Here is a 24286-nt window from a genome sequence, read left to right on the forward strand (position 1 = left end):
ACCTCAATTGGAGGGTTGTCCCCGTAATGGGTCACAGACCTGTCGGGGACGACCCTCCAATTTTTTTGTATGCGCGTGGGACACTGATCAGCACGCCTGTACCCGATGAATGATCTCGATCCGAGGAGACGTAGTGGCTGACGAGCGACCCGAGAAGGACGACCAGCAGGGCGAAGGCCGGTCGGAGCGGTGGTCCCGAGCCGGCGGTTCCGATGGAGGATCCGATCGGGCTGAAAGCAGTCGCTCGGAAGGACGCGGATGGCGCGATGACAACCGCGCCGGTTCCCGTGGTGCGGGTGGTGGCTCCGGTTTCGGTCCTCGACGCGACGACCGTGGCGACAACCGTGGCGACAACCGTGGCGACAACCGTGGCGACAACCGTGGCGGCGATCGCCGGGATGACCGTCGTGACCAGGGGCGCGGCGACTATCAGCGTGACGATCGAGGCGCGAGCCGTGGGGGCGATCGACGCGATGACCGCGGCGGCCGGCGGCCCGGATCCGAGCGCCGCGACGACCGCGGATCGCGCGGCGGGTACCAGCAGCGCGAAAACCGAGGCGGCTCAGGGGACAGCGGACGTTTCGAGCGCCGGGATGACCGTCGCTCCGACGGCGGCCGGGATGACCGTCGCGACCTGGGCCGAGGTGGCTACCAGCGCGACGACCGGGGCGGTGCCGGTGGCGGCGGACGGTTCGAGCGTCGTGATGACCGTAGTGGTCAGGGGCGTGCTGGATACCAGCGGGACGATCGACGCCAGAGTCGCGACGCAGATCGACGCGATGACCGACGTGATGACCGACGTGATGACCGACGTGATGACCGTGGCGGAGAGCGGCGTGGATTCGAGCGTCGCGACGACCGCGGGTCGCGAGGTGACTCCGACTTCAGGAAACAGGGTGAGGGTCGCAGCTACGGCCGGCGCGACGATCGTCGTGATGAACGGCAGGGCGACCGCCGTCGGGATGACCGCGGTGGCTCCCAGCGCAGTGGCGATGCTGCCGCACGTTCGTTCGGCGGCGGTCCCCGCAGAGACGATCGCCCGTTCCGCGATGGTGCTCGCCGCGACTCGCGTCCGGACGACCGCCGGGGCGGACGAGGCAACGACCGCCGCGATGACAGACGCGACAACCGCCGTGACGACCGCGAGCAGCGTCCGGAGGAAGCACGTCCCGAGGGAGGCCCGCGCAGTTGGGACCGTGGCCTCGACGATCACGCTCGTCGTGACCGCCGTCGGGAGCCGGCCCTGCCTGAAGGCGTGACCGGTAAGGAACTCGACCGCAGTGTGTGGCAACAACTGCGAACGCTCACCGTGGAGAACGCCGAAGGAGTCGCCGCTCACCTTGCGGCGACGGCGATCGTGCTCGAGGACGACCCCGACAAGGCACTCGACCACGCCGAGCACGCTGCCCGCCGCGCCGGACGGGTGCCTGCCGTCCGTGAGGCCCTGGGTCTTGTCCGTTACCGGCGGGGTGAGTTCACCGACGCACTACGGGAGTTCAAGACAGCGCGTCGACTGTCCGGGTCGGACCACCTGTTGCCGTACATGGTCGACTGCGAGCGTGGACTCGGCCGGTTCGATCGGGCGCTCGACCTCGCGGCCTCGCCCGAGGCCAAGCGACTGGCTCAGGACGACGCCATCGAACTCGCGATCGTGGTCTCCGGTGTGCGTCGTGACATGGGTCAGCCGGACGCCGCGCTGATCGGACTGCGAATTCCCGCACTCGACAAGGCCGGTCGGCAGCCGTGGGCCGCCCGCTTGCTCTACGCGTACGCCGAGGCACTTCTGGCCGGCGGCGACGAAGAGCAAGCACGTGAGTACTTCTCGCGCGCCGCCACTGCCGACGAAGACGGCTTGACCGACGCAGATGAACGCCTCGCGGAACTGGACGGCATCGAGCTGGTCGATCTCCTCGGCGACGACTGGGACGACGACGAACTGCCGGAGTCGGACGACCCCGCTCACGCGGACGGCTCCGATCCGGTGTCCGGTCGCGAGGACTGATTTCCACAGCCCCTTCGACGTCCCGCGCTTGTCCACACGACAGGTGCGGGACGTTTGTTTTCTCCCTCCGGCCGGCGATCGTCTGGTCATCAGGAGAGGAGGCTGGACATGCCAGCACAGAAGGCGACGCCGAATTCGGCCGAGAAGACCACTCGAGGTGCCGCCAAGGGACTACAGCCCTCGGTGACAGCCGTCAACGAGGTTCGAATCGTGGGCACCGTGCAAAGCGACCCGCAGGTTCGTCAGATGCCGAGCGGGGACGAACTCGTCGTCCTGCGGGTGTCGGTGGAGCGACCGGCTTCGGCACGACGCTCGAGTAGAAGCCCCAGGTATGACGTCTTCGAGGTCAACTGTTTCACCGCGTCGACACGCAAAGCTGCGTGCAGATTGCGCGAAGGCCAAGCCGTCGAGGTGCTGGGAGCGATGCGCCGCCGCGTCCGCCGGGTCGACGCCGGCGCGATGGTGCGGATGGAACTGGAGGCGATGCGGGTGCGTACCGGTCGTTCCATCATGACCGGGTGAGGCGACAATGACCGAATGACGAGCTTGCGGGACTCCTACGATGCCTTGGTCTTCGATCTCGATGGGGTGATCTATCGCGGCCCCGAACCGGTAGCGCACGCGATCACAGCGGTGGAGGCGGCCCGCTCCGCCGGCCTGAAGGTGGCCTACGCGACGAACAATGCCTCCCGACCACCGGCACAGGTCGCTGAGCACCTCCGCGATCTCGGCCTCACCCTCGACGACAACGCGGTCGTCAACAGTTCCATGGCGGGTGCAGCTTTCCTGGCTCAGGAGATCGGGCAGGATTCGCTTGTTCTGGCGGTCGGTGGTGAGGGTGTCCGGATCGCCTTGGTGGACAAGGGATTCGAGGTGGCGACTGGTCATCCGAAGGAGCGACCGGCTGCGGTGCTGCAGGGTTACGGTCCGCAGGTCACGGCCCAGGATCTCGCCGACGCGGCGTACGCGATCCAGGGCGGTGCGCGTTGGGTGGCGACGAACACCGACCTGACTCTGCCCACGGCTCTGGGTACGGCACCGGGTAACGGATCGCTCGTGGCCGCGGTGCGTGCCGCCGTCGACCGCGATCCCGACGTCGTGGGTAAACCGGGGCCGCTGATGTACACGATGGCAGCCGAGATACTCGGTGTGGCGCCCGAGAAAACGCTCGGGGTCGGTGACCGGTTGGAGACCGACGTCGCCGGCGCGGCAGCAGCCGGGATGGACTGCCTCCACGTGCTCACGGGAGTGCACGGACCGGCCGATCTGATCGCCGCTCCGGCCGAGCTTCGACCGCGCTTCGTCGCTGAAGACCTCCGCGCCCTCGACCAGAATTACACCGAACCGCGACAGGATTCGGGCAGTTGGAGCATCGGCTCGGCGCGTGCCCACCTCGATGACGATGCCTCGGGACCGAGGCTGCGAATCGAAGGAACCGACGATTCGCAGGAGCGTCTACGCCTTGCGTTGGCCGTTCTCTGGGAGGCTGTCGACACGGGTCGGATCGACTCGGCGAAGGCAGTGAACTGCTGGGTAACGAGCAAGTAGTCTGGTACGAAGACTTTCCCCGATCAGGAGTGGCCATGGCTCTCGACAGCGTGCGTGCAGCACTGCAAATCCTTTCCGGCGCAGGCGAACTGACCCGTGCCAAGGCGATGGAGGCGGCGCAGACCCTCGTCAGCGCAACCGGGATGGACAAGCCGGTCGGTCAGGTTTCGGCACTCGCCGACGAACTGATCGCAGCCGCCGCTGCGAACCGTGAACTGATCCGCCAGACAGTCCAGGCAGAGATCAGCGGCCAGCTCGAGAAGGTCGGTTTGTCGACCCTCTCCGAGCTCGGTAACGCCCAGCAGGAGATCGACCGCCTGAGCAAGGAGGTCCGCTCGTTGCGTTCAGGCCTGGCAGGAGGCACCGCGACCCTTGCCGGTTTGGCCACCACCGGGGCTCGCAGTGCCGCGCGGGTAGTGCCCGGTCGTGGTCCGAAGACCGAGAAGCCGACTACTGCCCCCGATCCCGTTCCCTCGCGTTCGGCCACGGCCGAGGCAACGAAGACGGCTACGCCCTCGCGTGCTGCCGTCCGTAAGGCTGCAACGACCTCGGCCACCGCGAAGGTGGCTCCGGCGAAGAAGAGCACCACGAAGTCCACCCCGTCGAAGTCCACCCCGTCGACGGCGTCCTCGGCGAACAAGACCGCTGCGGCGAAGTCTGCTCCGGCGGCGAAGAAGAGCACCGCGAAGTCCGCCACGACGAAGGCGACCGGCACGGTCAAGACGACGGCGGCGTCGAAGTCGGCTTCGGCCAAGGAGCCGGCTACCAAGTCTGCAGCTGCGAAGACCGCGTCGAAGTCGTCTCCGACCAAGACCACCGCCGCGGCCAAGAAGACGGCCGCCAAGGCGAGCCCGGCGAAGAAGGCGTCCACCACCAAGTCGACTCCGGCGAAGGCCACCGCGACCAAGAAGACGGCGACGAAGAAGTCCGCCGCGAAGAAGTCGGCCAGCACATCGACCCCGGCGAAGACGAGCACCACGAAGTCCACCCCGTCGAAGTCCACCCCGTCGAATAAGACCGCGTCGAAGTCGACGCCGGCCAAGAAGACGACGACCACGTCGAAGTCGACGCCGGCCAAGAAGTCGACGCCGGCCAAGAAGACGACGACCACGTCGAAGTCGACGCCGGCCAAAAAAACGACGACCACGGCATCGACCACCGAGGCGAGCCCGAGCAAGACTGCGTCGTCGCCGTCCGGCACCACGACGAAGTCGGCTGCCTCCACCAAGACGGCAGCGACTACGCCCACCAAGACGGCAGCGACTACGCCCACGTCCGACACGGCGAAGAGCACGACACCGAAGCCGTCCGCACCTGCTCAGGCTCCGTCTACCGCCACGAAGGACGAGACCCGTCCGAGCGCGACCGAGACCACGGTGGGTGTCGAGTCGGCCGGGGTGACCCCCGCCGCGCCGGCAACCCCGTCCTCGGTGGCCACGCCGTCGACCGCGGTTGTGGAGCAGGACGCACCGACCACCACCGAGTCCGCGGCAGCGCCGGCGAAGTCGACGGCCGAGTCCGTGGAGCCGGCGAAGGTGGCCGAGTCCACCTCGCAGGCCGACGAGGCTCCGGCAGTGAACACCGACGCGCAGACCGAGCAGTCCACCAAGCCCGCGGATGTCTGAACCGACGGTTCCCAAGCCCGGCCCGGTCGCGCCCGCCGCAGAGCGTGGCGCGACCGAGGTCGAGGCGGCGATGTCCGCAGTTCGTGAGCTGCCGAGTCCCTCATCAACTGCCGAGTACAGCGAAGCCGACGACGTACAGATCGACCTCGATCAGCAGATCGCGACGTTGAGTTCGGCGCACGACACCCTGCGGCGACAGCTGTCGAGCATCGAGCGGTGAACCCGCCGGTGAGCGACGCCGAACGCGTCGACCAGGCGCTCGTGTCCCGCGGGCTTGCTCGATCGCGCGCTGTGGCAAGGGAGTTCGTTCTGGCCGGACGAGTCCACGCCGACGGTGACCTGATCACGAAACCGTCGGTGAAGGTGGACGAATCCGTCGAACTGGGTGTGAGCGGCGAGATCGATCCCTGGGTAGGCCGCGCCGCTCACAAGCTGCTCGGCGCGCTCGACACCTTCGCCCTCGACCCCTCCGGGCGACGCGCCATCGATGTCGGCGCATCGACGGGTGGGTTCACCCAGGTGTTGCTGTCACGCGGCGCTGTGCAGGTCGAAGCCGTCGATGTCGGTCATGACCAGTTGGCGACGGTGGTGCGTGACGACGAACGGGTCAACGACCACAGTGGGGTGAGCGTCCGCGGGCTCGACCCGGCGACGATCGGAGGTCCCGCCGACCTTGTTGTCACCGATCTCAGCTTCATCTCCTTGACCTTGGTCCTCGCTGACCTCGCGCGACTGATGACGCACGACGGTGAGCTGATCGCCTTGGTGAAACCGCAGTTCGAGGTCGGTCGCGAACGGCTCGGCCACGGCGGGGTGGTCCGATCCGCCGGCGAACGCGCTCGCGCCGTCCGCGAAGTACTCATGGCAACCGGCCGGGCCGGACTGCACGTGTGTGGCCTGGTTCGCAGCGCGGTCGCCGGCACCGGTGGAAACCACGAGTACCTGCTGTGGGCGAGGCGGTCCACGGAAGGCAAGATGGACGAGGCCGCACAGGCGGCCTTCGTGACCACTATCGAGCAGGAGACCGCATGACCCGCCGCGTCCTGCTGAGCGGGCACCCCGGTCGCGAGCAGGCCCGACAGACAGCTTGCGAACTGGTCGAGGAGCTCGCAGTTCACGACATCGAGATCACCGGCGACGAGGAGGAGCTTCGCGCGTTCGGTGTGCTCGACCGACCGAACGTGGTGCCGCAGGCCGGCTTGCCCGGCGAGGGTTGTGAGCTCGCCGTCGTGCTCGGTGGTGATGGCACGATCCTGCGCAGCGCGGAGACCGTGCGAGCTGCGGGCACGCCGCTGCTCGGGATCAACCTGGGACATGTCGGTTTCCTCGCCGAGGCCGAGCGCGACAACATCCACGAGACCGTCGAGCGGATCGTGTCACGGTCATGGACGGTCGAGGAGCGCGAAACCCTCGAGGTCGACGTGACGGTGGACGGAGAAGTCGTCTGGAACAGTTGGGCGCTCAACGAAGCATCGGTCGAGAAGGCTTCCCGGGAGCGAATGATCGAACTGGTCATCGAGATCGACGGTCGACCCTTGTCGACCTGGGGCTGCGACGGTGTCGTCATCAGTACCCCCACCGGTTCCACGGCTTACGCATTCTCGGCCGGGGGTCCGGTGGTCTGGCCTGGCGTGGAAGCGCTTCTGCTGTGCCCGATCTCGGCGCACGCTCTGTTCGCCCGTCCGCTTGTGCTGAGCCATGACGTCCGTGTCGCTGTGGAGATGGTCGCCGGTTCGCCGGGCCGCGCGGTCGTCTGGTGCGACGGTCGGCGTAGTTTCGACCTCCCCGAGGGTGCACGGATAGCGGTGCGGCGCAGCCCAGTTCCGGTGCGCCTGGCTCGCTTGGCCGAGGCCCCGTTCACCGACCGTCTGGTGGCCAAGTTCGATCTTTCCGTGCACGGTTGGCGTGGCGCGCGCGAGGTGCGTTGATGCTCAAGGAGATTCGCATCCGCGACTTGGGTGTGATCGATGATGCGACGCTGCGTTTCGCGCCCGGCCTGAATGTGCTCACCGGCGAGACCGGTGCCGGCAAGACGATGGTCGTCCAAGGGCTCGGCCTGCTGCTCGGCGGACGCGCGACTGCAGCCCTGGTGCGCGAAGGCGCTTCCTCCGCGGTCGTCGAAGGGGTGCTCGAACTTCCCGCGGAACATGCCGCTGTCGAACGCGCGCTGGAAGCCGGCGGAGAGGTCGACCAGGGAGAACTACTGCTTGCTCGATCGGTGGCCGACGGTGGCCGCTCGCGAGCATGGGTGGGCGGCCGCAACGCACCCGTGGGAGTGCTCGGTGAGATCGGCGAACTCGTCGTCGCCGTGCACGGACAATCCGATCAATGGCGCCTGCAGCGCCCCGACCAGCACCGCGCAGTGCTGGACGACTTCGGTGGCGCGCCGCTGCGTAAGGCTGGCGATCGGTACGCGACCGTGTACGTCGGACGTCAACAGGTACGTCGCGAACTGAACGAACTGACCACCAAGGCGCGCGACCGGGCGATGCGCCTCGACCAATTGACGACGGCGCTGGAGGAGATCGAGGCCGTCGACCCGCAACCGGGGGAGGACGTCGCCCTCGCCGAGGAATCGTCGCGTCTGGAGCACCTGGACGCCCTGATGCTCGCCGCCGGCGGCGCTCACGAAGCGATCAGTGGCAGCGACGACCTGGACGACCGCAGCGCCCTGACCCTGCTCGGCCAGGCATCCGCGTCCCTCGCGCGCGGCATCGAACATGACGCGGTCCTGCGCGATCTGCGCGTCCGGCTCGACGACCTCAGCGTCCAGCTCACCGATCTCGCGGCCGACATTCAGGGGTATGTACAGAACCTCGACGCAGACCCGGCCCGTGTGGAGCAGGTGCAACAACGTCGCGCTGCCCTCAACACGTTGCTGCGCAAGTACGGACGTTCGGTCGACGAAGTGCTGGCGTGGTCCGCGCAGGCGGCGCAGGAGAGCAACGATCTGGCGTCCTCGGACGAGCGGATCGAGGACCTGACCTTGAGGTCGCAGGCGCTGGAGAACGAACTCGCCGAAGCGGCAAGGGAACTCAGCTCCCAGCGCAGCAAAGCCGCGGTCAAGCTCGGCAAAGAGGTGTCCGCCGAACTTGCGCATCTCGCGATGGGTTCGGCGAAGGTGAGCGTGCAGGTCACCGCGAAGCCGGGGGAGTACAGCTCCAGCGGTATCGACGACGTCGAGATCCAACTCGCCGCGAACAAGGGCGCAAAGCCACGCGCGGTGTCCAAGGCGGCATCCGGTGGTGAGCTTTCGCGGGTCATGTTGGCGATCGAGGTCGTGACCGCAGCCGGAGGAGTGCCGACCTTCATCTTCGACGAGGTCGACGCAGGCGTCGGCGGTTCCGCGGCGCTCGACATCGGGGCGCGGCTCAAGGCGCTGGCCCAGCACGCTCAGGTCATCGTGGTCACCCATCTGGGGCAGGTGGCTGCGTACGCCGACCAGCACCTGGTTGTGCACAAGCAGGACGACGGACACGTGACCGTCAGCGACGTCGCGGTCGTCGAGGGTGACCGCCGCCGGCGTGAACTGGCCCGCATGCTGGGCGGTGTCAGCGACAGCCCAGCCGCGTTGGCGCACGTCGATGATCTCCTCGCCCAGGTGGCCACCTCCCGGGCTTCGAGCCGTTGACCTGGCACGATGTGCGGGTGAGGAACCCACTCCAGCGGTCTGACGCGGCCCCGGAACGCACCGGTGGCCGGGTGCAGGTGGACCCTCGCACGAAGGACCTCACCAAGCGGCTGCGGCCGGGCGACATCGCCGTCATCAACCACGCTGACATCGACAAGGTGAGTGCCGAGGCGCTGGTCGCGTGCCGGCCGAGTGCCGTCGTGAACGCGGCGAAGTCGTCCACCGGTCGTTACCCGAACGTCGGACCGGGGATCCTGGTCGACGCCGGTATCCCGTTGCTCGACGGTGTCGGTGAAGCAGTGATGACGGCGGCCACCGAAGGCAGCACCGGACGCCTGGTCGATGACACGTTCATGGTCGACGACGAGACGATCGCCTCCGGCACACTGATGACTCCTGAGATCGTCGAGCAGGCGATGCAGGAGGCCCGCGAGGGCCTGTCCGAGCAGATCGTGGCGTTCGCCGGCAACACGATGGAGTACCTCGAGCAGGAGCGTGACCTGCTGCTGAACGGCATCGGTCTGCCCGACATCCGCACCGACATGGACGGCAAACCGGTGCTGATCGTCGTCCGCGGCTACCACTACAAGGAGGATCTGGCGATCCTCAAGCCATACATCCGCGACTTCAGACCGGTGCTCATCGGAGTCGACGGTGGCGCCGACGCGATCCTGGAGGCCGGCCACAAGCCCAACATGATCGTCGGCGACATGGACTCGGTCAGTGATCAAGCACTGCGCAGCGGCGCCGAGCTTGTCGTGCACGCCTACCGCGACGGACGCGCTCCGGGCCTTTCCCGGGTCGAGGAGCTCGGCATCGACGACGCCGTGGTGTTCCCGGCGACCGGCACCAGCGAGGACATCGCGATGCTCATCGCCGATGACGCCGGCGCCGATCTCATCGTCGCCGTCGGTACCCACGCCACCCTGGTCGAGTTCCTGGACAAGGGTCGTGCCGGTATGGCCAGCACCTTTCTGACCCGGCTGCGGGTCGGCAGCAAATTGGTCGATGCGAAGGGCGTGAGCAGGTTGTATCGCTCCAGCATCGGCTGGCCGTCCTTGGCTGTGCTCGTCGTCGCGGGACTGATCGCGCTGCTGGTCGCGATGTTGTCGACCCCTGCCGGACAAGCGTTCTACCAGATCATCGGTGCGCGCTGGGACACCTTCTACTCCTGGCTCGAGGGGCTCTTTCAGTGATTGATTTCCGGTATCACGTCGTGTCGTTGGTCGCGGTCTTCCTCGCGCTCGCGACCGGCATCATCATCGGCGGGTTCTCTTTGCGCGGCGAGGTGGCCGACCAGCTCAACGGCCAGGTGGTGTCGCTGCGCAAGGACAAGGCCGAGCTGCAGAACCAGGTCAATCAGGGCAACGCGTCCAGCAAGAAGCGCGACGACGGAGTGGCGCAACTCGCACCGAGTCTGTTGGCAGGAAAGCTCACCGGACGGCAGGTCGCGATCGTGGTGCTTCCCGGGGTCGATGACAGCCTGATCACCAAGGTCCGCAGGACGGTGACCGACAGTGACGGGAAGGTCGCCACGACCGTCACTCTCGACGACAAGTGGACCGGATCCGATTACGCCGACTCGGCCACGATGCGTGACTACGCCGCGAAGGTGGCTCTCGACCCGAGGTCGGTGAAGGCCGACCGGCTCGGTGGAGCTGTGTTGGCGCGCGCGCTGACGCGCGGGGACGCCGGTGCGCGAGGTGTCCTCGACAAGCTCGCCGACAGCGATGCCACCACGGTCGAACCGTCCGACGGTCCGGCAGCGTCCGCGATCGTCGTGGTGTGGCCGGGAATGGTGGACAAGGACGGCCAGGCGAAGCGGTGGGCCGCCGTGGTCTCCGGCCTCGGCATCTCGGTCGATGCCGTGGTCGGGGTGTCCAGCGGCTCCGCGTCCACCAACGACGGCCTGTCCCCGGATGCCCTTATGACCCGGTTGCGCGACACCCCTGATGTCGTCTCGGTGATGAGCACCGTCGACAACGGCTCGCTCGCCATCGGTCAGGTCGCCGTCGGGCTCTGCCTGCGCGACGAACTCGCCGGCAGGTCGGGGCAGTACGGCATGGGCCGGGATGCGTCGGCGATGATGCCGCAGGTGGAGCCGTCCGCCGAGGCGCAGTGATGGCTTCGACCGCTACCTGCGTTCGCTCGGCCGTGTTTTCCGCAGCGCTCACGGGTGGTACGCGTTCGCTGCTGCACCGTCTTCCCGCCGTCCGAGAACGCCTGTCGCGCAAGAACTTCCGTGGCGACGACGTCACACTGATCGAAGGCCCGGCGATCATCGCGGGCCTGTCCGGCGCGGCGATGGTCGATCCGGTGCTGGCACTCGTCGCGGTGGGATCGGGTGCGTTCGGTCTCGTGGACGATGTGGCCGGGTCGGCCGACAGGCGCGGGTTGAAGGGGCATGTCGCCGGGCTGCTGCACGGCGAGGTCACCACCGGCGCCCTGAAGATCCTCGGCATCGGCGGCACCGCCGTCCTCGCCGCCTTGCTGATGGACCGTGGCCGACTGCGTCCGATCGGGACACCGGCAGCCGCCGTCCTCATCGCCGGTTCGGCGAACCTGATGAACCTGTTCGACCTACGGCCCGGACGAGCGCTCAAGGTCGCGCTACTCGCCGACCTTCCCTTGCTGTTCATCGACCCGGAGCTCGCGGTCGTGCCGATCACGTCAGGGGCCGTCGTCGCGCGGCATGACTTCGCCGGTCACTCGATGATGGGCGACACCGGCAGCAACCCCTTGGGCGCCGTGCTGGGTGCTGCCTGGGCACGACACCTCGGAACGCGCGGCCGGCTCGTGGCCGCTGCCGGCGTCGTCGCGTTGATGTTGAGTTCGGAGAAGGTCAGCTTCTCCCGGGTGATCGATGCCCACCCGGTGCTGCACGCGATCGATCAGTGGGGCAGATCGACGTGAGTCCGCGGCGGACCGGGACGCTTCTCGGTGCTGCAGGTGCGATCGCGGCCGTCACCCTGGCCAGCCGGATCACCGGGTTCGGACGCTGGTTGGTGTTCTCCAAGGAGATCGGTGGTAGCTGCGTCGGCCAGGCGTACGCCACCGCGAACCAACTGCCCAACGTCCTCTACGAGGTCACTGCCGGTGGGGCGCTCGCGGCGGTGGTGGTGCCGCTGGTGGCGTCCGCGGTCGAGAGAGGCGATCGCGATCAGGCCGATCGCATCTCGTCGGCGCTGCTGACCTGGGCCGTCGTGGTTCTGCTGCCTCTCGCCGTTTTGTTGGGGCTGCTCGCCGGTCCGATCGCATCGGCCCTCGCCGGCGGAGCGGGTACTCGATGCGAGGGCACGCTGTCGAACCTCACCGCGACGATGCTGGTGGTCTTCGCGCCACAGGTGCTGCTCTACGGAGTCGGCATCGTGCTGGCGGGAGTACTGCAGGCGCACCGACGCTTCGTCGCGGCAGCGGTCGCACCGCTGTTGTCCAGCCTGGTCGTGATCGCCGCCTACCTGGTCTACGGTGCGGCCGGTGACCCGAACAGGTACGAAGCCCGACCCGGCGTCGTGCTGGGGACGGACGACGGCGTCCGCTGGATCCTTGCCGGAGGCACCACTCTCGGCGTCGTGATGCTCAGCCTGCCGCTGCTGATCCCGATACTGCGAGCGGGTATTCGGCTCCGGCCCACAGTGCGATTCCCCGAAGGTGTCGCTGCCCGGGCCCGGCAATTGGCGGGTGCGGGGATGATCGCTCTCGTGGCCCAACAAATTGCCGTGCTTGCCACTATCGCCCTGGCCAACGACCGTGGCGACACCGGTGCCGTCAACGTCTACAACTACGTCCAGGCGCTCTACCTCCTGCCGTACGCGCTGCTCGCGGTGCCGATCGCCACCGCCGCGTTTCCGCGACTCAGCGGCACCGAAGGGTCGTCCGTGCTGCGCCGAGTGCTGCCACTCGTCGGGGCGGCGGCGATCCTCGGTGCCGCTGCTCTGATCGCGGTCTCCGGTCCGGCCGGGGCCTTCTTCGAAGCGCTCGACGCCCGGCCGGCCTCGGTGCGTGCGCTCACGCCCGCGCTCGCCGCGTACGCGCCAGGACTGGTCGGGTTCAGCCTGATCGCTCTGCTCAGCCGTGCACTCTACGCGCGCGGCGCGGCTGTGGCGGCGGGGATGGCGGTGGGTATCGGCTGGCTCGTCGCGGGCGTCCTGCCGTTCGCATTCCTGCACGGCGTGCACCTGGATTCCGCGCGTACCCTCGTCGTACTCGGGCTGTGCTCGTCCCTGGGGATGACCGCGGCCGCCGCAGCTCTCGTGGCGTTGGTCCGGCGTGACTGGCCGGACCTTGAGCTCGCAACGACGATCCGATCATGGGTCCGGGCGTTTCTCGCCGGGTTGTTGTCCGCCCTCGCCGGCTTGGGCCTCGGACGTCTGTGCGCAGGACTGACCGACACCCTGGCCGGGGCGACTGCGGTCAGTGTGCTGGTCGGACTGGTGGCCATGGCCACGTTCGTGGGAGCCATGTGGACGATCGACCGGCCGACCATGCGCGGCTGGGTCGGTGCGTTGGGCCGCGCAGGAGGCTCCTGAGCGTTGGCAGCGAGTCGATCGTGTGCCGGTGTCGCACCCGGTGAACCATCTGCGTAGACTGGCAGCCCGTGGCGGACCAGACGAAGCATATCTTTGTTACCGGAGGCGTCGCCTCCTCTCTCGGTAAGGGTCTGACGGCTTCCAGCCTCGGTCACCTGCTCGGCGCTCGCGGCCTTCGGGTCACGATGCAGAAGCTCGATCCGTACATCAACGTCGACCCGGGAACGATGAACCCGTTCCAGCACGGTGAGGTCTTCGTGACCGACGACGGAGCCGAGACCGACCTCGACATCGGACACTACGAGCGCTTCCTCGACGTGAACCTCGCCGGTAGCGCGAATGTCACGACCGGCAAGGTCTACAGCCAGGTCATCGCCAAGGAGCGGCGCGGTGAGTACCTCGGCGACACCGTCCAGGTCATTCCGCACATCACCAACGAGATCAAGGCGCAGATGCGCGCCCAGGCCGGCCCGGATGTCGACCTGATCATCACCGAGATCGGTGGCACCGTCGGCGACATCGAGTCGCTGCCCTTCCTCGAGGCAGCCCGTCAGGTGCGGCAGGACGTCGGACGCGACAACGTGTTCTTCCTGCACGTCTCGCTCGTGCCCTACCTGGCACCCAGCGGTGAACTGAAGACGAAGCCGACCCAGCACTCGGTCGCTGCCCTTCGTCAGGTCGGTATTCAGCCCGATTCGCTTGTGCTGCGGGCAGATCGGGAGCTTCCCGACTCGATCAAGAACAAGATCGCCCGCATGTGCGATGTCGACCAGGAAGCCGTCGCCGCGTGCGTCGATGCCCCGAGCATCTACGACATCCCCAAGGTGATCCACGGCGAAGGTCTGGACGCTTACGTCATCCGCCGCCTTGACCTTCCGTTCCGTGACGTCAACTGGACCTCGTGGAACGACCTGCTCACCCGCGTCCACAGCCCCGAGCACGAGGTCGAGGTCGCGCTGGTCGGTAAGTACATCGATCTACCGGACGCCTATCTCTCGGTCACCGAGGCGTTGCGTGCCGGCGGCTTCCACCACGACGCGCGCGTGAAGATCCGTTGGGTCGCCAGCGACTCCTGCGCCACCGATGCCGGTGCGCAGAAGGAGCTCGGAGGTGTCGACGCGGTGCTCGTGCCCGGTGGGTTCGGGGTGCGGGGGATCGACGGCAAGCTCGGCGCGCTGAAGTGGGCCCGTGAGAAGGGTGTGCCGACTCTCGGTATCTGCCTGGGCCTGCAGTGCATGGTCATCGAGTACGCGCGCAACGTCGCCGGCATCGCCGACGCGTCGTCGAGCGAGTTCGACCCCGACACCAAGACCCCGATCATCGCGACGATGGAGGAGCAGAAGAACTTCGTCGAGGGTGCAGGAGACCTTGGCGGCACCATGCGCCTGGGCGCACAGGAGGCTGCACTGCTGGAGGGTTCGGTCGTGGCCGATGCCTACGGCTCCACCACGGCGACCGAGCGGCACCGGCACCGTTACGAGGTCAACACCGAGTACGTCCAGCAGTTGAAGGACGCCGGACTCGTGATCAGCGGAACCCACCCCGAGTGGGGGCTGGTCGAATTCGTCGAACTGGCGAAGGACGTGCACCCGTACTACGTCTCGACGCAGGCGCACCCGGAGTTCAAGTCGCGTCCGAACCGAGCGCACCCGCTGTTCGCCGGTCTCATCGGTGCGGCGATCGATCAGCAGCGGGCCTCACGGCTGGTCGAGGTCGAGCGGCCGCGCACGCCCGAAGACGCTGCGGCACAGTCGAACTGACCTGATGACGCACGAGCTCCTGCCCTCGGGAATCGCCGACCGTATCGAACCCGCGCCGGTGGTCTCTCGGCGCGAAGCGTTCCACGGCCATGTCTGGAACGTCGTCACCGACCGGGTCGATCTCGGTGATGCCGGAGAGGTCAGCCGCGACTACGTGCAACACACCGGCGCGGTGGCGGTCGTGGCGTTACGCGGTGAACCCGGAGCCGAAGAGGTGCTGCTCATTCAGCAGTACCGGCACCCCGTCGGCACCTACGACTGGGAGATCCCCGCGGGTCTGCTCGACGTCGCGGGGGAGGACCCGCACGCTGCCGCCGTCCGGGAGCTCGCGGAAGAAGCCGAGCTCGGTGCCGAACACTGGTCGGTGCTGCTCGACCTGTTCACCTCGCCGGGCGGCAACTCCGAGAACATCCGCATCTTTCTCGCACGGGACGTCTTCCCATCGGTGCTGGACGACTTCGTCCGTGAGGGCGAGGAGCACGAGATGCCGACGGGCTGGGCGCCGTTGAGCGAGGTTGCCGACGCCGCCCTCGAAGGACGGGTGCACAACGCGGTCGCGATCGCGGGTGTGCTTGCCGCTGCACGCTTGGCGGGAGACTACTCGGGTCTGCGTCCGGCGGACGCTCCTTGGCCGGCTCATCCGGTGTACCGCTGAAAGAGCTTGCCGTGCAAAGGGTTTCGAGTCGAGGTCAGGTCCCGCCGTTCCATGTGATGGAGCTGGTCGCCGCCGCCACCCGTCGCCAGCAGACTCACGGCGACGCGATCATGCTCTGCGTCGGTCAGCCCTCCACGTCCGCACCCGATCCGGTGCGGCGGGAGGTGGAACGGGTGCTCGACACGCACACGCTCGGCTACACCGAGGCGAAGGGCACGCTCGAACTGCGCACGGCCATCAGTGGGCACTACCTACGGCACTACGCAGTCGAGGTCGATCCGGACGAGGTCGTGGTCAGCAACGGCAGCTCGGGCGGCTTCAGTACGGTGCTGCTGGCAGCGTTCGAGGCGGGGGATCGGATCGCGATGACTCGTCCGGGCTACCCGGCCTATCGCAACACCGTCCGCGCACTGGGCTGCGAGCCGGTCGAATTGGTGTGCGGACCCGAGACGCGCTTCCAGCCTTCGGTGGCACAGCTCGAATCGCTGGAGCAACCGATCGACGGGCTGATCATCGCGAGTCCGGCCAACCCGACCGGCACGATCATCGACGCTGCCGAGTTGGCCACGATCGCGCTGTGGTGCGAGGCGAACGACGTGCTGTTGCTGTCGGACGAGATCTATCACGGCATCAGCTTCGGGCGACCGACATCGACCGCTTGGCAGACGTCGCGAAACGCCGTCGTGATGGGATCGGTGAGCAAGTTCCATTCGATGACCGGCTGGCGTCTGGGTTGGAATCTGTTGCCGCACAGTCTGGTTCGCCCGGTCGAACTGTTGCAGGGCAACCTGTCGATCTGTGCGCCGGCGATCTCACAGGCGGGCGCTGTGGCTGCGTTCGCGCAGGAGTCGGAGACCGAACTCGTCGGCCACGTCGAGCGCTATGCACGCAACCGGGACCTGGTGTTACGGCGACTTCCCGAATTGGGTGTGACCTCGTTCGCCCCGCCGGACGGCGCCTTCTACGCGTACTGCGACATCAGCCACCTGACCGACGATTCCCAGCAGTGGTGCCTGGACGTGCTCGACCGCACCGGCGTCGCGCTGGCACCGGGCATCGACTTCGATCCGGTCGACGGTCACCGCTTCATGCGTCTGTCGTTCTGCGGGTCGACCGAGCAACTCGACCAGGCATTCGACCGACTGGCCGCGGTGGTCTGAAACCATGGCCGGGCGAGGTGCTGCTCAACGGTCGGTCGAGCGCGGGAAAGAGCACTCTTGCAGCGGTCTTCGCCCGAAGGCAGCCGACCCCGTGGAGGGTGTTCCCCGTCGACCTGCTGCACTCGATCCGCTCGCGGCCCGACCTGCGTCCACAGGGTTGCCCGCTCACTCCGGACGATTGGCAGGCCACCTTCCGGCGGACTCGAGCGGGCTACCACCGAAGGCCTCTGATCCGTCGCCGGCACCTGCACGCCGTGATACCACAAACGCGGCACTCTGATCGGTCGTTGTGGACCAACGAGAACTGTCTGTGGAAACCGGCACCGACGACAGAACGGGTCCACTGTGCTCGGCATGAGTTTCCATGACCTTGAAGACGACTGGAGCGATGCACCGGTCACCGATTCCGACGTCGCCGACGTGATCGATCTGCTCGTCAGCTTCGAGGACCGGGACCGCGGTTCGATCACCTTCCTCGTGCTCGACGAGAACGAACGGCTGCTGCAGCCGGTCGCGATCAACGACGTGCCCGCCGACGCGGACGAACCGCCCTGGGTGTTGATGGATTTCCTGCGGGACTTCCTGGACGAGATCGGTGGATGTCTGTTGTTCGCACGCGGGCGGCTCGGTTCGCCGCATCTCGGACCTGCGGATCTGCGATGGCAACAGTGGATTGCGCAGACCTTCGGCGACCGCCTGATCGGCTGCTACCTGGCTACCGACGACGAGGTCACCCGATATGACGAGTGCGTCTTCGAAGACGAACTGGCCAGTTGACGCCGCCTCGGAGCACCTGCGGACGGGCCGGTGCTCCGAGGCGAACCACGCGGGGTCTCAGGCGTGAGCCGCCGCCTTGTGCTGCGCGTCCGGTTCGGCGTCCCTCATCTTGCGGTGCACCATCGGGGAAATGAGCGCCAACAGCGCACCGACGGCGATCGCCATGGCACCGAGCACGAGGTAGAACGTCGTGTCGGACAGTCCGCCCATCGCCTGGATCAACTGCGCGGCCAACGACTGACCCGTTGCGGACGACAGGTACCACAAGGCCATCGCCTGACCGGCGAACGCAGCGGGAGCCAGCGTCGTGGTCGCCGACAGTCCGACGGGGGACAGGCACAGTTCACCGATCGTCTGGACGACGAACACGCTCATCAGCAGGAATACCGGAGCGGTGGGACCTTCGTACTGCGCGCTGCCCCAAGCCATCACGATGAACGACAGACCAGCGAGAACGACGCCCATCGCGAATTTCGTCGGCGTCGACGGGAAGCGTCCGGCCCGGCGGGCCCACAGCATTCCGATCGGCGCGGACAGAATCATGATCGTCACCGGGTTGACCGACTGGAACCACTCGGCCTTGAACGTGAAGCCGAGCGAGTCGAGGTCGGTACGCGTGTCCGCGAACGCGGCGAGCTTGCCGGCGGCCTGCTCGAAGATCATCCAGAAGAACACCGCGGCCAGCCACATCGGCATGTATGCCCACAGGTGGGTGCGCTCCCGTTCGCTGACCTTCGGGCTGCGGAACATCACCGTGAAGTACGCGATGGACGCACTGATCGACAGGATCGAGATGGCATCGATGACGGCCTCGAGGGTGTCGTCGCGCCACAACCGAGCGACAACGACGAGAAGAGCGACAAGGGCAACCGCGCCGATCAGCATCAGTGGCACCCGCTTGCGCTCATGTGGCTGCAACGGGTTTGGGACGACGTCGCTCTCGCCGGCGACCGATCGGCGTCCGAGGACGAACAGCACCAGGGCGATCGCTATGCCGGCAGCCGCAGCGGCGAAGCCGGCGTGGTAGCCCCAGCGGTCTTTCAGGAACGACACCACGAAAGGGGAGAAGAACGCGCCGATGTTGATCGACATGTAGAAGATCGAGAAGCCGGCATCCCGACGGGGGTCACGGTCGCCGTACAGTTGGCCGACCATCAACGCCGTGTTCGGTTTCAATAGGCCGGTGCCGAGTGCGACCAGGGCGATTCCCAGCCAGGAGAAGGCTGCTGCCGGCATCGCGAGACAGAGGTGCCCGGCCATGATGATGAGTCCGCCGAACAGGACCGCCCGGCGTGCGCCGATGACTCGGTCGGCCGCCCACCCACCGATGATCGACAACAGGTAGACCGCAGCACCGTAGATCGTGACGACTGCCGCGGCGAGCGTCTCATCGACCGCGAGACCGCCGTCGGCGACCGTGTCGACCAGGTAGTACAGCAGGATGGCGCGCATCCCGTAGTACGAAAAGCGTTCCCACAGTTCGACATTGAAAATTGTCCCAAGCCCTCGGGGGTGACCGAGGAAAGTGCGCTCAGGGCTGTCCGGCGCTGATGCCGCCTGGGACATGAGGACTCCTCACAGGTGATGTATCGGACCCCTCAGCATCGCAAAGTGCTCGGTTCACAACCAGCACGATGTCGGAGGGCGTGTTCATGATTCGTCTCTCCGTCGAGAACAGCGAACGGCCCCGCCGTTGGTGCGTGGCGGGGCCGTTCGACGGTAGTGCGTCGGGGCGCTCAGTCGGTTCCGAGGTCGAACGCCGCGCGGTCGAGCGCTTCGTCATCGTCGCTGCCCGCGAACGGGTTCGACGAGATCTGTTGTGCGCCACCGGGCTTCAACTCGCCGACCAGATCTGTCTCGCGCTGCGGGAGTGCGCCCTGCGAGGCGTACAACTCCAGCTTCGCGCGGGTGTCGGCGATGTCCAGGTTGCGCATCGTGAGCTGGCCGATGCGGTCGACCGGACCGAACGCGGCGTTCTCGGTGCGCTCCATCGACAGCTTGTCCGGGTGGTAGCTGAAGTTCTCACCCTTGGTGTCGACGATCGAGTAGTCCTCACCGCGGCGCAGGCGCAGCGCGACCTCGCCGGTGACGGCGGAGGCGACCCAACGCAGCAGACCCTCGCGCAGCATCAACGACTGCGGATCGAACCAGCGGCCTTCGTACAGCAGACGGCCCAGGCGGCGTCCGTCGTTGTGGAACGCGGCGACGGTGTCCTCGTTGTGGATGGCGTTGACCAGACGCTCGTAGGCGATCCACAACAGCGCCATACCCGGCGCCTCGTAGATGCCGCGTGACTTGGCCTCGATCACGCGGTTCTCGATCTGGTCGCTCATGCCCAGACCGTGTCGGCCACCGATGGTGTTGGCCTCGTGCATGAGCGCGACGACGTCGTCACCGAATTCGGTGCCGTTGATCGACACCGGCCGGCCCTGCTCGAAACGAATCGTGACGTCCTCGGTGTCGATCTTCACCGACTCGTCCCAGAACGCGACGCCCATGATCGGCTCGACGATCTCCATCGAGGTGTCGAGGTGCTCGAGCTTCTTCGCCTCGTGCGTGGCGCCCAGGATGTTCGCATCGGTGGAGTACGCCTTCTCGGCACTGTCGCGGTACGGGAAGTTGTGTGCGACAAGCCATTCCGACATCTCGTGACGTCCGCCGAGCTCGGTCACGAAGTCGTGGTCGAGCCACGGCTTGTAGATGCGCAAGGCCGGGTTGGCGAGCAGCCCGTAGCGGTAGAACCGCTCGATGTCGTTGCCCTTGTACGTCGATCCGTCACCCCAGATCGACACGCCGTCCTTCTGCATCGCACGTACCAGCAAGGTGCCGGTGACCGCGCGGCCCAGGGGAGTGGTGTTGAAGTACGTACGGCCCGCAGAGCGGATGTGGAATGCACCGGTCGCGATGGCCGCGAGGCCCTCTTCGACGAGCAGGCGCTTGCAGTCGACCAGACGAGCCACCTCGGCGCCGTACTGCGTCGCACGCCCGGGCACGGACTCGATGTCCGTCTCGTCGTACTGGCCGAGATCGGCCGTGTAGGTGCACGGAACGGCGCCTCCGGCACGCATCCAGGCAACAGCACACGACGTGTCCAGACCGCCCGAGAAGGCGATGCCGACACGTTCACCGACAGGAAGGGAGTTCAAGACTTTCGACACGGTCGTCATCGTAGGAGGTCGCCCGATGTGGGCGGTGCCACGTCCGATTCGTGGAGGGCGCGGGGTCCACACTGGGCAGATGACCGATCTGCACTGCCCGATGTGTCCGTGTGGCTCGCTGCTGCCCTACGACGCGTGCTGCGGCCCGTTGCTGTCCACCGACCGGCTCGCGACGACCGCGCAGGAGCTGATGCGCTCGCGGTACACCGCCTACTTCTACGGCAACCGCGAACACCTTTGGCGCACATGGCATCCCAAGACGCGACCGAACCCGGTGACGGTCGACCCGGAGACCGAATGGACAGGCCTCACGGTTCACGAAACGGTCGACGGTGGCCCGGACGACGAAACCGGCGTCGTCGAGTTCACCGCCACCCACAAGGGCGGTCTGGTGCACGAACGCAGCACCTTCGCACGCCGCGCCGGACGCTGGTTCTACCTCTCCGACGAAGGCTGAGGGCGTCCGTCCACAGGACTCCTGGCGCCAGATGTCACCGCACTGAAGGACGCTCAGACGCGCGGAGTCGGTCAACCAGAGGCACTGGCTCTGGTCGTAGAAATTTCTGCGCGCGACGGACCGGCAGTGGGGTGAGCGGCAGGTAAAGCCTGTACCGGCCGGATGGGCAGGAACCGGTTCGCGTCCATTCGCGTGCTGCCCTAGCATTGAGAGCGTTCGAGGTGACGGAGTGACGATCCGCCGGGCCGCAAGGTCAGCCTCGAACCGCGCGTCCGGCGTACCGACGAGAGGCCGGGCGATCTGCCCGGCGAAGGTGTGGTGGCACCGCGATCTGGCCCCCGCCCACACCTCCCGGGCCGCCGTTCCTCGCCAGGAACCGCGGATCCCCGCAGTTCCTTCGGTGAGGACCCGACCGAAAGGAACGAACATGCTTCGTACTCATCAGGCCGGCACGCTGCGCGCGGCGGAGACCGGACAGACCGTCACCCTCACCGGATGGGTCGGGCGTCGCCGCGACCACGGTGGTGTGGCCTTCATCGACTTGCGCGACGCCAGCGGTGTCGTCCAGGTCGTCGCCCGCGACGAGGTGCTCACCGGCAGCGCGCACGACCTGCGCAACGAGTACTGCATCAAGGTCGTCGGCACCGTGCAGCGGCGCGACGCGAAGGACGTCAACCCCGAGCTGCCGACCGGCGAGATCGACGTCGTCGCCGAGGAGATCGAGGTGCTCAGCGAGTCCGCCGCGCTGCCGTTCCAGATCGACGAACGAGTCACCGTCGGTGAGGAGGCTCGCCTCAAGCACCGCTACCTCGACCTGCGTCGTCCGGCACAGGGCAACGCCATCCGCATGCGTTCCAAGGTGAACGCCGCCGCCCGCGCCGTGCTTGCCGAGCGCGACTTCGTCGAGATCGAGACGCCGACCCTGACTCGGTCCACCCCTGAGGGCGCTCGCGACTTCCTGGTGCCCGCACGCCTGGCGCCGGGAAGCTGGTACGCGCTGCCGCAGAGCCCGCAGTTGTTCAAACAGCTGCTCATGGTCGCCGGCATGGAGCGCTACTACCAGATCGCACGTTGCTACCGCGACGAGGACTTCCGCGCCGACCGTCAGCCGGAGTTCACCCAGCTCGACATCGAGATGAGCTTCGTCGAACAGGACGACATCATCGAACTCGGCGAGGCGATCGCCAAGGCGTTGTGGAAGGTCATCGGCGTCGAACTGCCGACGCCGTTCCCGCGCATGACCTACGCCGACGCGATGGCCAAGTACGGCTCGGACAAGCCCGACCTGCGCTTCGGCAACGAACTCGTCGAGTGCACCGACCTGTTCAAGGACACCACCTTCCGCGTGTTCCAGGCACCGTACGTCGGTGCGGTTGTCATGCCCGGCGGAGCCTCGCAGCCCCGCCGTCAGTTGGACGCATGGCAGGACTGGGCCAAGCAGCGCGGCGCCAAGGGCCTTGCCTACGTGCTGCTGCAGCAGGACGGCGAGCTCACCGGACCGGTCGCCAAGAACCTCTCGGACGCCGAGAAGGCAGCGTTGCCGGCGCATGTGGGAGCCAAGCCGGGCGACTGCATCTTCTTCGCCGCCGGCGACGTCAAGAGTTCGCGCGCCCTGCTCGGCGCGGCTCGTCTGGAGATCGGCAAGCGCTGCGGCCTCATCGACGAATCAGCCTGGTCGTTCCTGTGGGTGCTCGACGCCCCGCTGTTCGAACCGGCCGCGGACGCCGTCGCCTCCGGTGACGTCGCCGTCGGCTCCGGCAAGTGGACCGCCGTGCACCACGCGTTCACCATGCCGAAGAAGGAGTACCTCGACAGCTTCGACACCGACCCGGGCGAGGCGCTCGCGTACGCCTACGACATGGTCTGCAACGGCAACGAGATCGGCGGAGGCTCAATCCGTATCCACCGCAAGGACATTCAGGAGCGGGTGTTCGAGGTGATGGGTCTGTCCAAGGAAGACGCGCAGGAGAAGTTCGGCTTCCTCCTGGACGCGTTCTCCTTCGGCGCACCCCCGCACGGTGGAATCGCCTTCGGCTGGGACCGCATCTGCGCCCTGCTCGCCGGCACCGACTCGATCCGCGAGGTCATTGCGTTCCCGAAGTCGGGTGGCGGTTACGACCCGCTGACCGCGGCACCGGCACCGATCACGTCGGCGCAGCGCAAGGAGGCCGGCGTCGACGCCAAGCCGCAGCAGCCGAAGGCTGCGGCGCAAGGTGCCGACGAGGTCAACCCGAACCAGAGTTGAAGGCGTGGGAGCGCGGCTCGCCGCGCTCCCACCGCCGGCGCTGGTTGAGCCACGCGTCCGACGAAGCAGGACGCGCGCGCCGAAACCTGGTTCGCCCCTCGGAGATCTGGCTCAGCGAACGAACGGAGACAGCACGTGGCGATCAAGGCGATCCTCTGGGACTGCGACGGCGTGCTCCAGCACCCTGCCCACGACTGGGACGACGCGCTGTCGCGGCTGGGCGGTGCCGAGTTCACCGCCGCTCTCTTCGAGGCCGAGCACGCGGCGCTGCGCGGTGAGCGCTCCCTGCGGGATGTCGTCGCCGATCTGGTCGATCTGCACCCTGTGGCCGTGTCGGTCGAGGACGTGCTGGCTCTCTGGTCGCTCTTCGAAGCGGACGAACCGGCCTGGCAGGTGGTCGACGACGCACGGGCGGCCGGTGTTCGGTGCGTGCTTGCGACCAATCAGCAGGACATCCGGGTCGAGTTGATGCGCCACGAGCGCAAGTACGACGACCGGGTCGACGGTGCCTACTACTCATCCGAGATCGGCCACATGAAGCCGTCCCGCGAGTTCTTCGAGGCGATACTCGCCGACTTGGACATCGAGGCACAGGAGGCGCTCTTCGTCGACGATGTTCTGAGCAACATCGAGAGCGCTCGGTCGCTGGGCATCGTTGCGGTGCATCATGATCCGGCGTCCGGCGCCGCTGAGTTGCGGCGCGAGGTAGCGGAGCTCATCCCCGACCTGCGGCAGTAGC

Annotated in this window: 24 protein-coding genes; 21 read left to right on the top strand and 3 right to left on the bottom strand. The window is 67.2% G+C overall.

Annotated elements, in window-relative coordinates:
- Positions 1-212: 212 nt before the first annotated feature.
- The 4 genes from EU513_RS05910 (at position 213) to EU513_RS05925 (ending at position 3550) form a co-directional block, all read left to right on the top strand.
- Entirely contained in the window at positions 213-1259 is a 1047-nt protein-coding gene (locus EU513_RS05910; protein ID WP_129624978.1) for a hypothetical protein, read from the top strand.
- Positions 1256-2002, top strand: coding sequence for a lipopolysaccharide assembly protein LapB (locus tag EU513_RS05915; protein ID WP_129624979.1), 747 nt, complete (start codon positions 1256-1258; stop codon positions 2000-2002). The genes EU513_RS05910 and EU513_RS05915 overlap by 4 nt, the downstream gene beginning before the upstream one ends.
- Positions 2003-2110: 108 nt before the next feature.
- Complete coding sequence (locus EU513_RS05920; protein WP_129624980.1) at positions 2111-2524, top strand: single-stranded DNA-binding protein; 414 nt, start codon at positions 2111-2113, stop codon at positions 2522-2524.
- Between the two features lie 15 nt (positions 2525-2539).
- Positions 2540-3550, top strand: coding sequence for an HAD-IIA family hydrolase (locus EU513_RS05925; protein ID WP_129624981.1), 1011 nt, complete (start codon positions 2540-2542; stop codon positions 3548-3550).
- A gap of 160 nt (positions 3551-3710) precedes the next feature.
- Here EU513_RS05925 and EU513_RS05930 read toward each other — a convergent pair whose 3' ends face one another.
- A complete protein-coding gene (locus EU513_RS05930; RefSeq protein ID WP_129624982.1) occupies positions 3711-4844 on the bottom strand; it encodes a hypothetical protein in 1134 nt (377 codons plus the stop codon).
- A gap of 82 nt (positions 4845-4926) precedes the next feature.
- On the opposite strand from EU513_RS05930, the gene EU513_RS05935 reads away from it, so the two are divergent.
- From EU513_RS05935 to EU513_RS06000, 14 genes are all read left to right on the top strand, one after another.
- On the top strand, positions 4927-5175 hold the full coding sequence (locus EU513_RS05935) for a hypothetical protein (protein WP_129624983.1): 249 nt from the start codon (positions 4927-4929) through the stop codon (positions 5173-5175).
- A complete protein-coding gene (locus tag EU513_RS05940) occupies positions 5168-5395 on the top strand; it encodes a hypothetical protein (RefSeq protein ID WP_129624984.1) in 228 nt (75 codons plus the stop codon). The genes EU513_RS05935 and EU513_RS05940 overlap by 8 nt, the downstream gene beginning before the upstream one ends.
- Complete coding sequence (locus EU513_RS05945) at positions 5392-6207, top strand: TlyA family RNA methyltransferase (protein ID WP_240795940.1); 816 nt, start codon at positions 5392-5394, stop codon at positions 6205-6207. Before EU513_RS05940 ends, EU513_RS05945 begins: the two co-directional genes overlap by 4 nt.
- The gene (locus EU513_RS05950) at positions 6204-7103 is read left to right on the top strand and encodes an NAD kinase (RefSeq protein WP_129624985.1); all 900 of its coding nucleotides are present in this window, start codon (positions 6204-6206) and stop codon (positions 7101-7103) included. Before EU513_RS05945 ends, EU513_RS05950 begins: the two co-directional genes overlap by 4 nt.
- The gene (gene recN, locus EU513_RS05955) at positions 7103-8806 is read left to right on the top strand and encodes a DNA repair protein RecN (protein WP_129624986.1); all 1704 of its coding nucleotides are present in this window, start codon (positions 7103-7105) and stop codon (positions 8804-8806) included. The genes EU513_RS05950 and recN overlap by 1 nt, the downstream gene beginning before the upstream one ends.
- Before the next feature lie 17 nt (positions 8807-8823).
- Positions 8824-10002 carry a putative cytokinetic ring protein SteA gene (gene steA, locus EU513_RS05960; protein WP_129624987.1) on the top strand — a complete coding sequence of 393 codons (1179 nt, stop codon included), beginning with the start codon at positions 8824-8826 and terminating at the stop codon, positions 10000-10002.
- On the top strand, positions 9999-10928 hold the full coding sequence (locus tag EU513_RS05965) for a copper transporter (protein ID WP_168990165.1): 930 nt from the start codon (positions 9999-10001) through the stop codon (positions 10926-10928). Before steA ends, EU513_RS05965 begins: the two co-directional genes overlap by 4 nt.
- Positions 10928-11719, top strand: coding sequence for a hypothetical protein (locus EU513_RS05970; RefSeq protein WP_129624989.1), 792 nt, complete (start codon positions 10928-10930; stop codon positions 11717-11719). Before EU513_RS05965 ends, EU513_RS05970 begins: the two co-directional genes overlap by 1 nt.
- Positions 11716-13335: a murein biosynthesis integral membrane protein MurJ gene (gene murJ / locus EU513_RS05975; protein ID WP_168990166.1), complete on the top strand. Its 1620-nt coding sequence runs from the start codon at positions 11716-11718 to the stop codon at positions 13333-13335. Before EU513_RS05970 ends, murJ begins: the two co-directional genes overlap by 4 nt.
- Positions 13336-13403: 68 nt before the next feature.
- A complete protein-coding gene (locus tag EU513_RS05980) occupies positions 13404-15095 on the top strand; it encodes a CTP synthase (RefSeq protein WP_129624991.1) in 1692 nt (563 codons plus the stop codon).
- Between the two features lie 4 nt (positions 15096-15099).
- Entirely contained in the window at positions 15100-15750 is a 651-nt protein-coding gene (locus EU513_RS05985) for an NUDIX hydrolase (protein WP_129624992.1), read from the top strand.
- Positions 15751-15761: 11 nt separating this feature from the next.
- Complete coding sequence (locus tag EU513_RS05990) at positions 15762-16910, top strand: pyridoxal phosphate-dependent aminotransferase (RefSeq protein WP_240795941.1); 1149 nt, start codon at positions 15762-15764, stop codon at positions 16908-16910.
- A gap of 17 nt (positions 16911-16927) precedes the next feature.
- Positions 16928-17278 (top strand): hypothetical protein, encoded by a 351-nt coding sequence (locus tag EU513_RS16635; protein WP_168990167.1) that lies wholly within the window; start codon positions 16928-16930, stop codon positions 17276-17278.
- A complete protein-coding gene (locus tag EU513_RS06000) occupies positions 17265-17687 on the top strand; it encodes a hypothetical protein (protein ID WP_129624994.1) in 423 nt (140 codons plus the stop codon). Before EU513_RS16635 ends, EU513_RS06000 begins: the two co-directional genes overlap by 14 nt.
- 57 nt (positions 17688-17744) lie before the next feature.
- Here EU513_RS06000 and EU513_RS06005 read toward each other — a convergent pair whose 3' ends face one another.
- Entirely contained in the window at positions 17745-19253 is a 1509-nt protein-coding gene (locus EU513_RS06005; RefSeq protein WP_129624995.1) for a peptide MFS transporter, read from the bottom strand.
- A 170-nt stretch (positions 19254-19423) separates the two neighbouring features.
- Positions 19424-20845 carry an argininosuccinate synthase gene (gene argG, locus EU513_RS06010; RefSeq protein WP_129624996.1) on the bottom strand — a complete coding sequence of 474 codons (1422 nt, stop codon included), beginning with the start codon at positions 20843-20845 and terminating at the stop codon, positions 19424-19426.
- A gap of 79 nt (positions 20846-20924) precedes the next feature.
- Between argG and EU513_RS06015 the strand changes: the two genes are divergently transcribed.
- The 3 genes from EU513_RS06015 to EU513_RS06030 all read left to right on the top strand — a co-directional run bounded on the left by EU513_RS06015 (position 20925) and on the right by EU513_RS06030 (position 24285).
- Positions 20925-21302: a YchJ family protein gene (locus EU513_RS06015; RefSeq protein ID WP_205744684.1), complete on the top strand. Its 378-nt coding sequence runs from the start codon at positions 20925-20927 to the stop codon at positions 21300-21302.
- Between the two features lie 427 nt (positions 21303-21729).
- Positions 21730-23547: an aspartate--tRNA ligase gene (gene aspS, locus EU513_RS06025; RefSeq protein WP_129624997.1), complete on the top strand. Its 1818-nt coding sequence runs from the start codon at positions 21730-21732 to the stop codon at positions 23545-23547.
- Between the two features lie 135 nt (positions 23548-23682).
- Complete coding sequence (locus tag EU513_RS06030) at positions 23683-24285, top strand: HAD family hydrolase (protein ID WP_129624998.1); 603 nt, start codon at positions 23683-23685, stop codon at positions 24283-24285.
- Position 24286 lies beyond the last annotated feature (1 nt).

It is taken from the genome of Yimella sp. RIT 621 (assembly GCF_004146205.1).
In the GTDB taxonomy this organism is placed as follows: Bacteria; Actinomycetota; Actinomycetes; order Actinomycetales; family Dermatophilaceae; genus Yimella; species Yimella lutea.

Coding starts and splice junctions, on each gene's coding strand:
- EU513_RS05910 (WP_129624978.1), top strand. CDS start 213: ATGGAGGATCCGATCGGGCTGAAAGCAGTCGCTCGGAAGGACGCGGAT.
- EU513_RS05920 (WP_129624980.1), top strand. CDS start 2,111: ATGCCAGCACAGAAGGCGACGCCGAATTCGGCCGAGAAGACCACTCGA.
- EU513_RS05925 (WP_129624981.1), top strand. CDS start 2,540: ATGACGAGCTTGCGGGACTCCTACGATGCCTTGGTCTTCGATCTCGAT.
- EU513_RS05940 (WP_129624984.1), top strand. CDS start 5,168: ATGTCTGAACCGACGGTTCCCAAGCCCGGCCCGGTCGCGCCCGCCGCA.
- EU513_RS05950 (WP_129624985.1), top strand. CDS start 6,204: ATGACCCGCCGCGTCCTGCTGAGCGGGCACCCCGGTCGCGAGCAGGCC.
- recN (WP_129624986.1), top strand. CDS start 7,103: ATGCTCAAGGAGATTCGCATCCGCGACTTGGGTGTGATCGATGATGCG.
- EU513_RS05970 (WP_129624989.1), top strand. CDS start 10,928: ATGGCTTCGACCGCTACCTGCGTTCGCTCGGCCGTGTTTTCCGCAGCG.
- EU513_RS05985 (WP_129624992.1), top strand. CDS start 15,100: ATGACGCACGAGCTCCTGCCCTCGGGAATCGCCGACCGTATCGAACCC.
- EU513_RS06000 (WP_129624994.1), top strand. CDS start 17,265: ATGAGTTTCCATGACCTTGAAGACGACTGGAGCGATGCACCGGTCACC.
- EU513_RS06005 (WP_129624995.1), bottom strand. CDS start 19,253: ATGTCCCAGGCGGCATCAGCGCCGGACAGCCCTGAGCGCACTTTCCTC.
- EU513_RS06015 (WP_205744684.1), top strand. CDS start 20,925: ATGACCGATCTGCACTGCCCGATGTGTCCGTGTGGCTCGCTGCTGCCC.
- aspS (WP_129624997.1), top strand. CDS start 21,730: ATGCTTCGTACTCATCAGGCCGGCACGCTGCGCGCGGCGGAGACCGGA.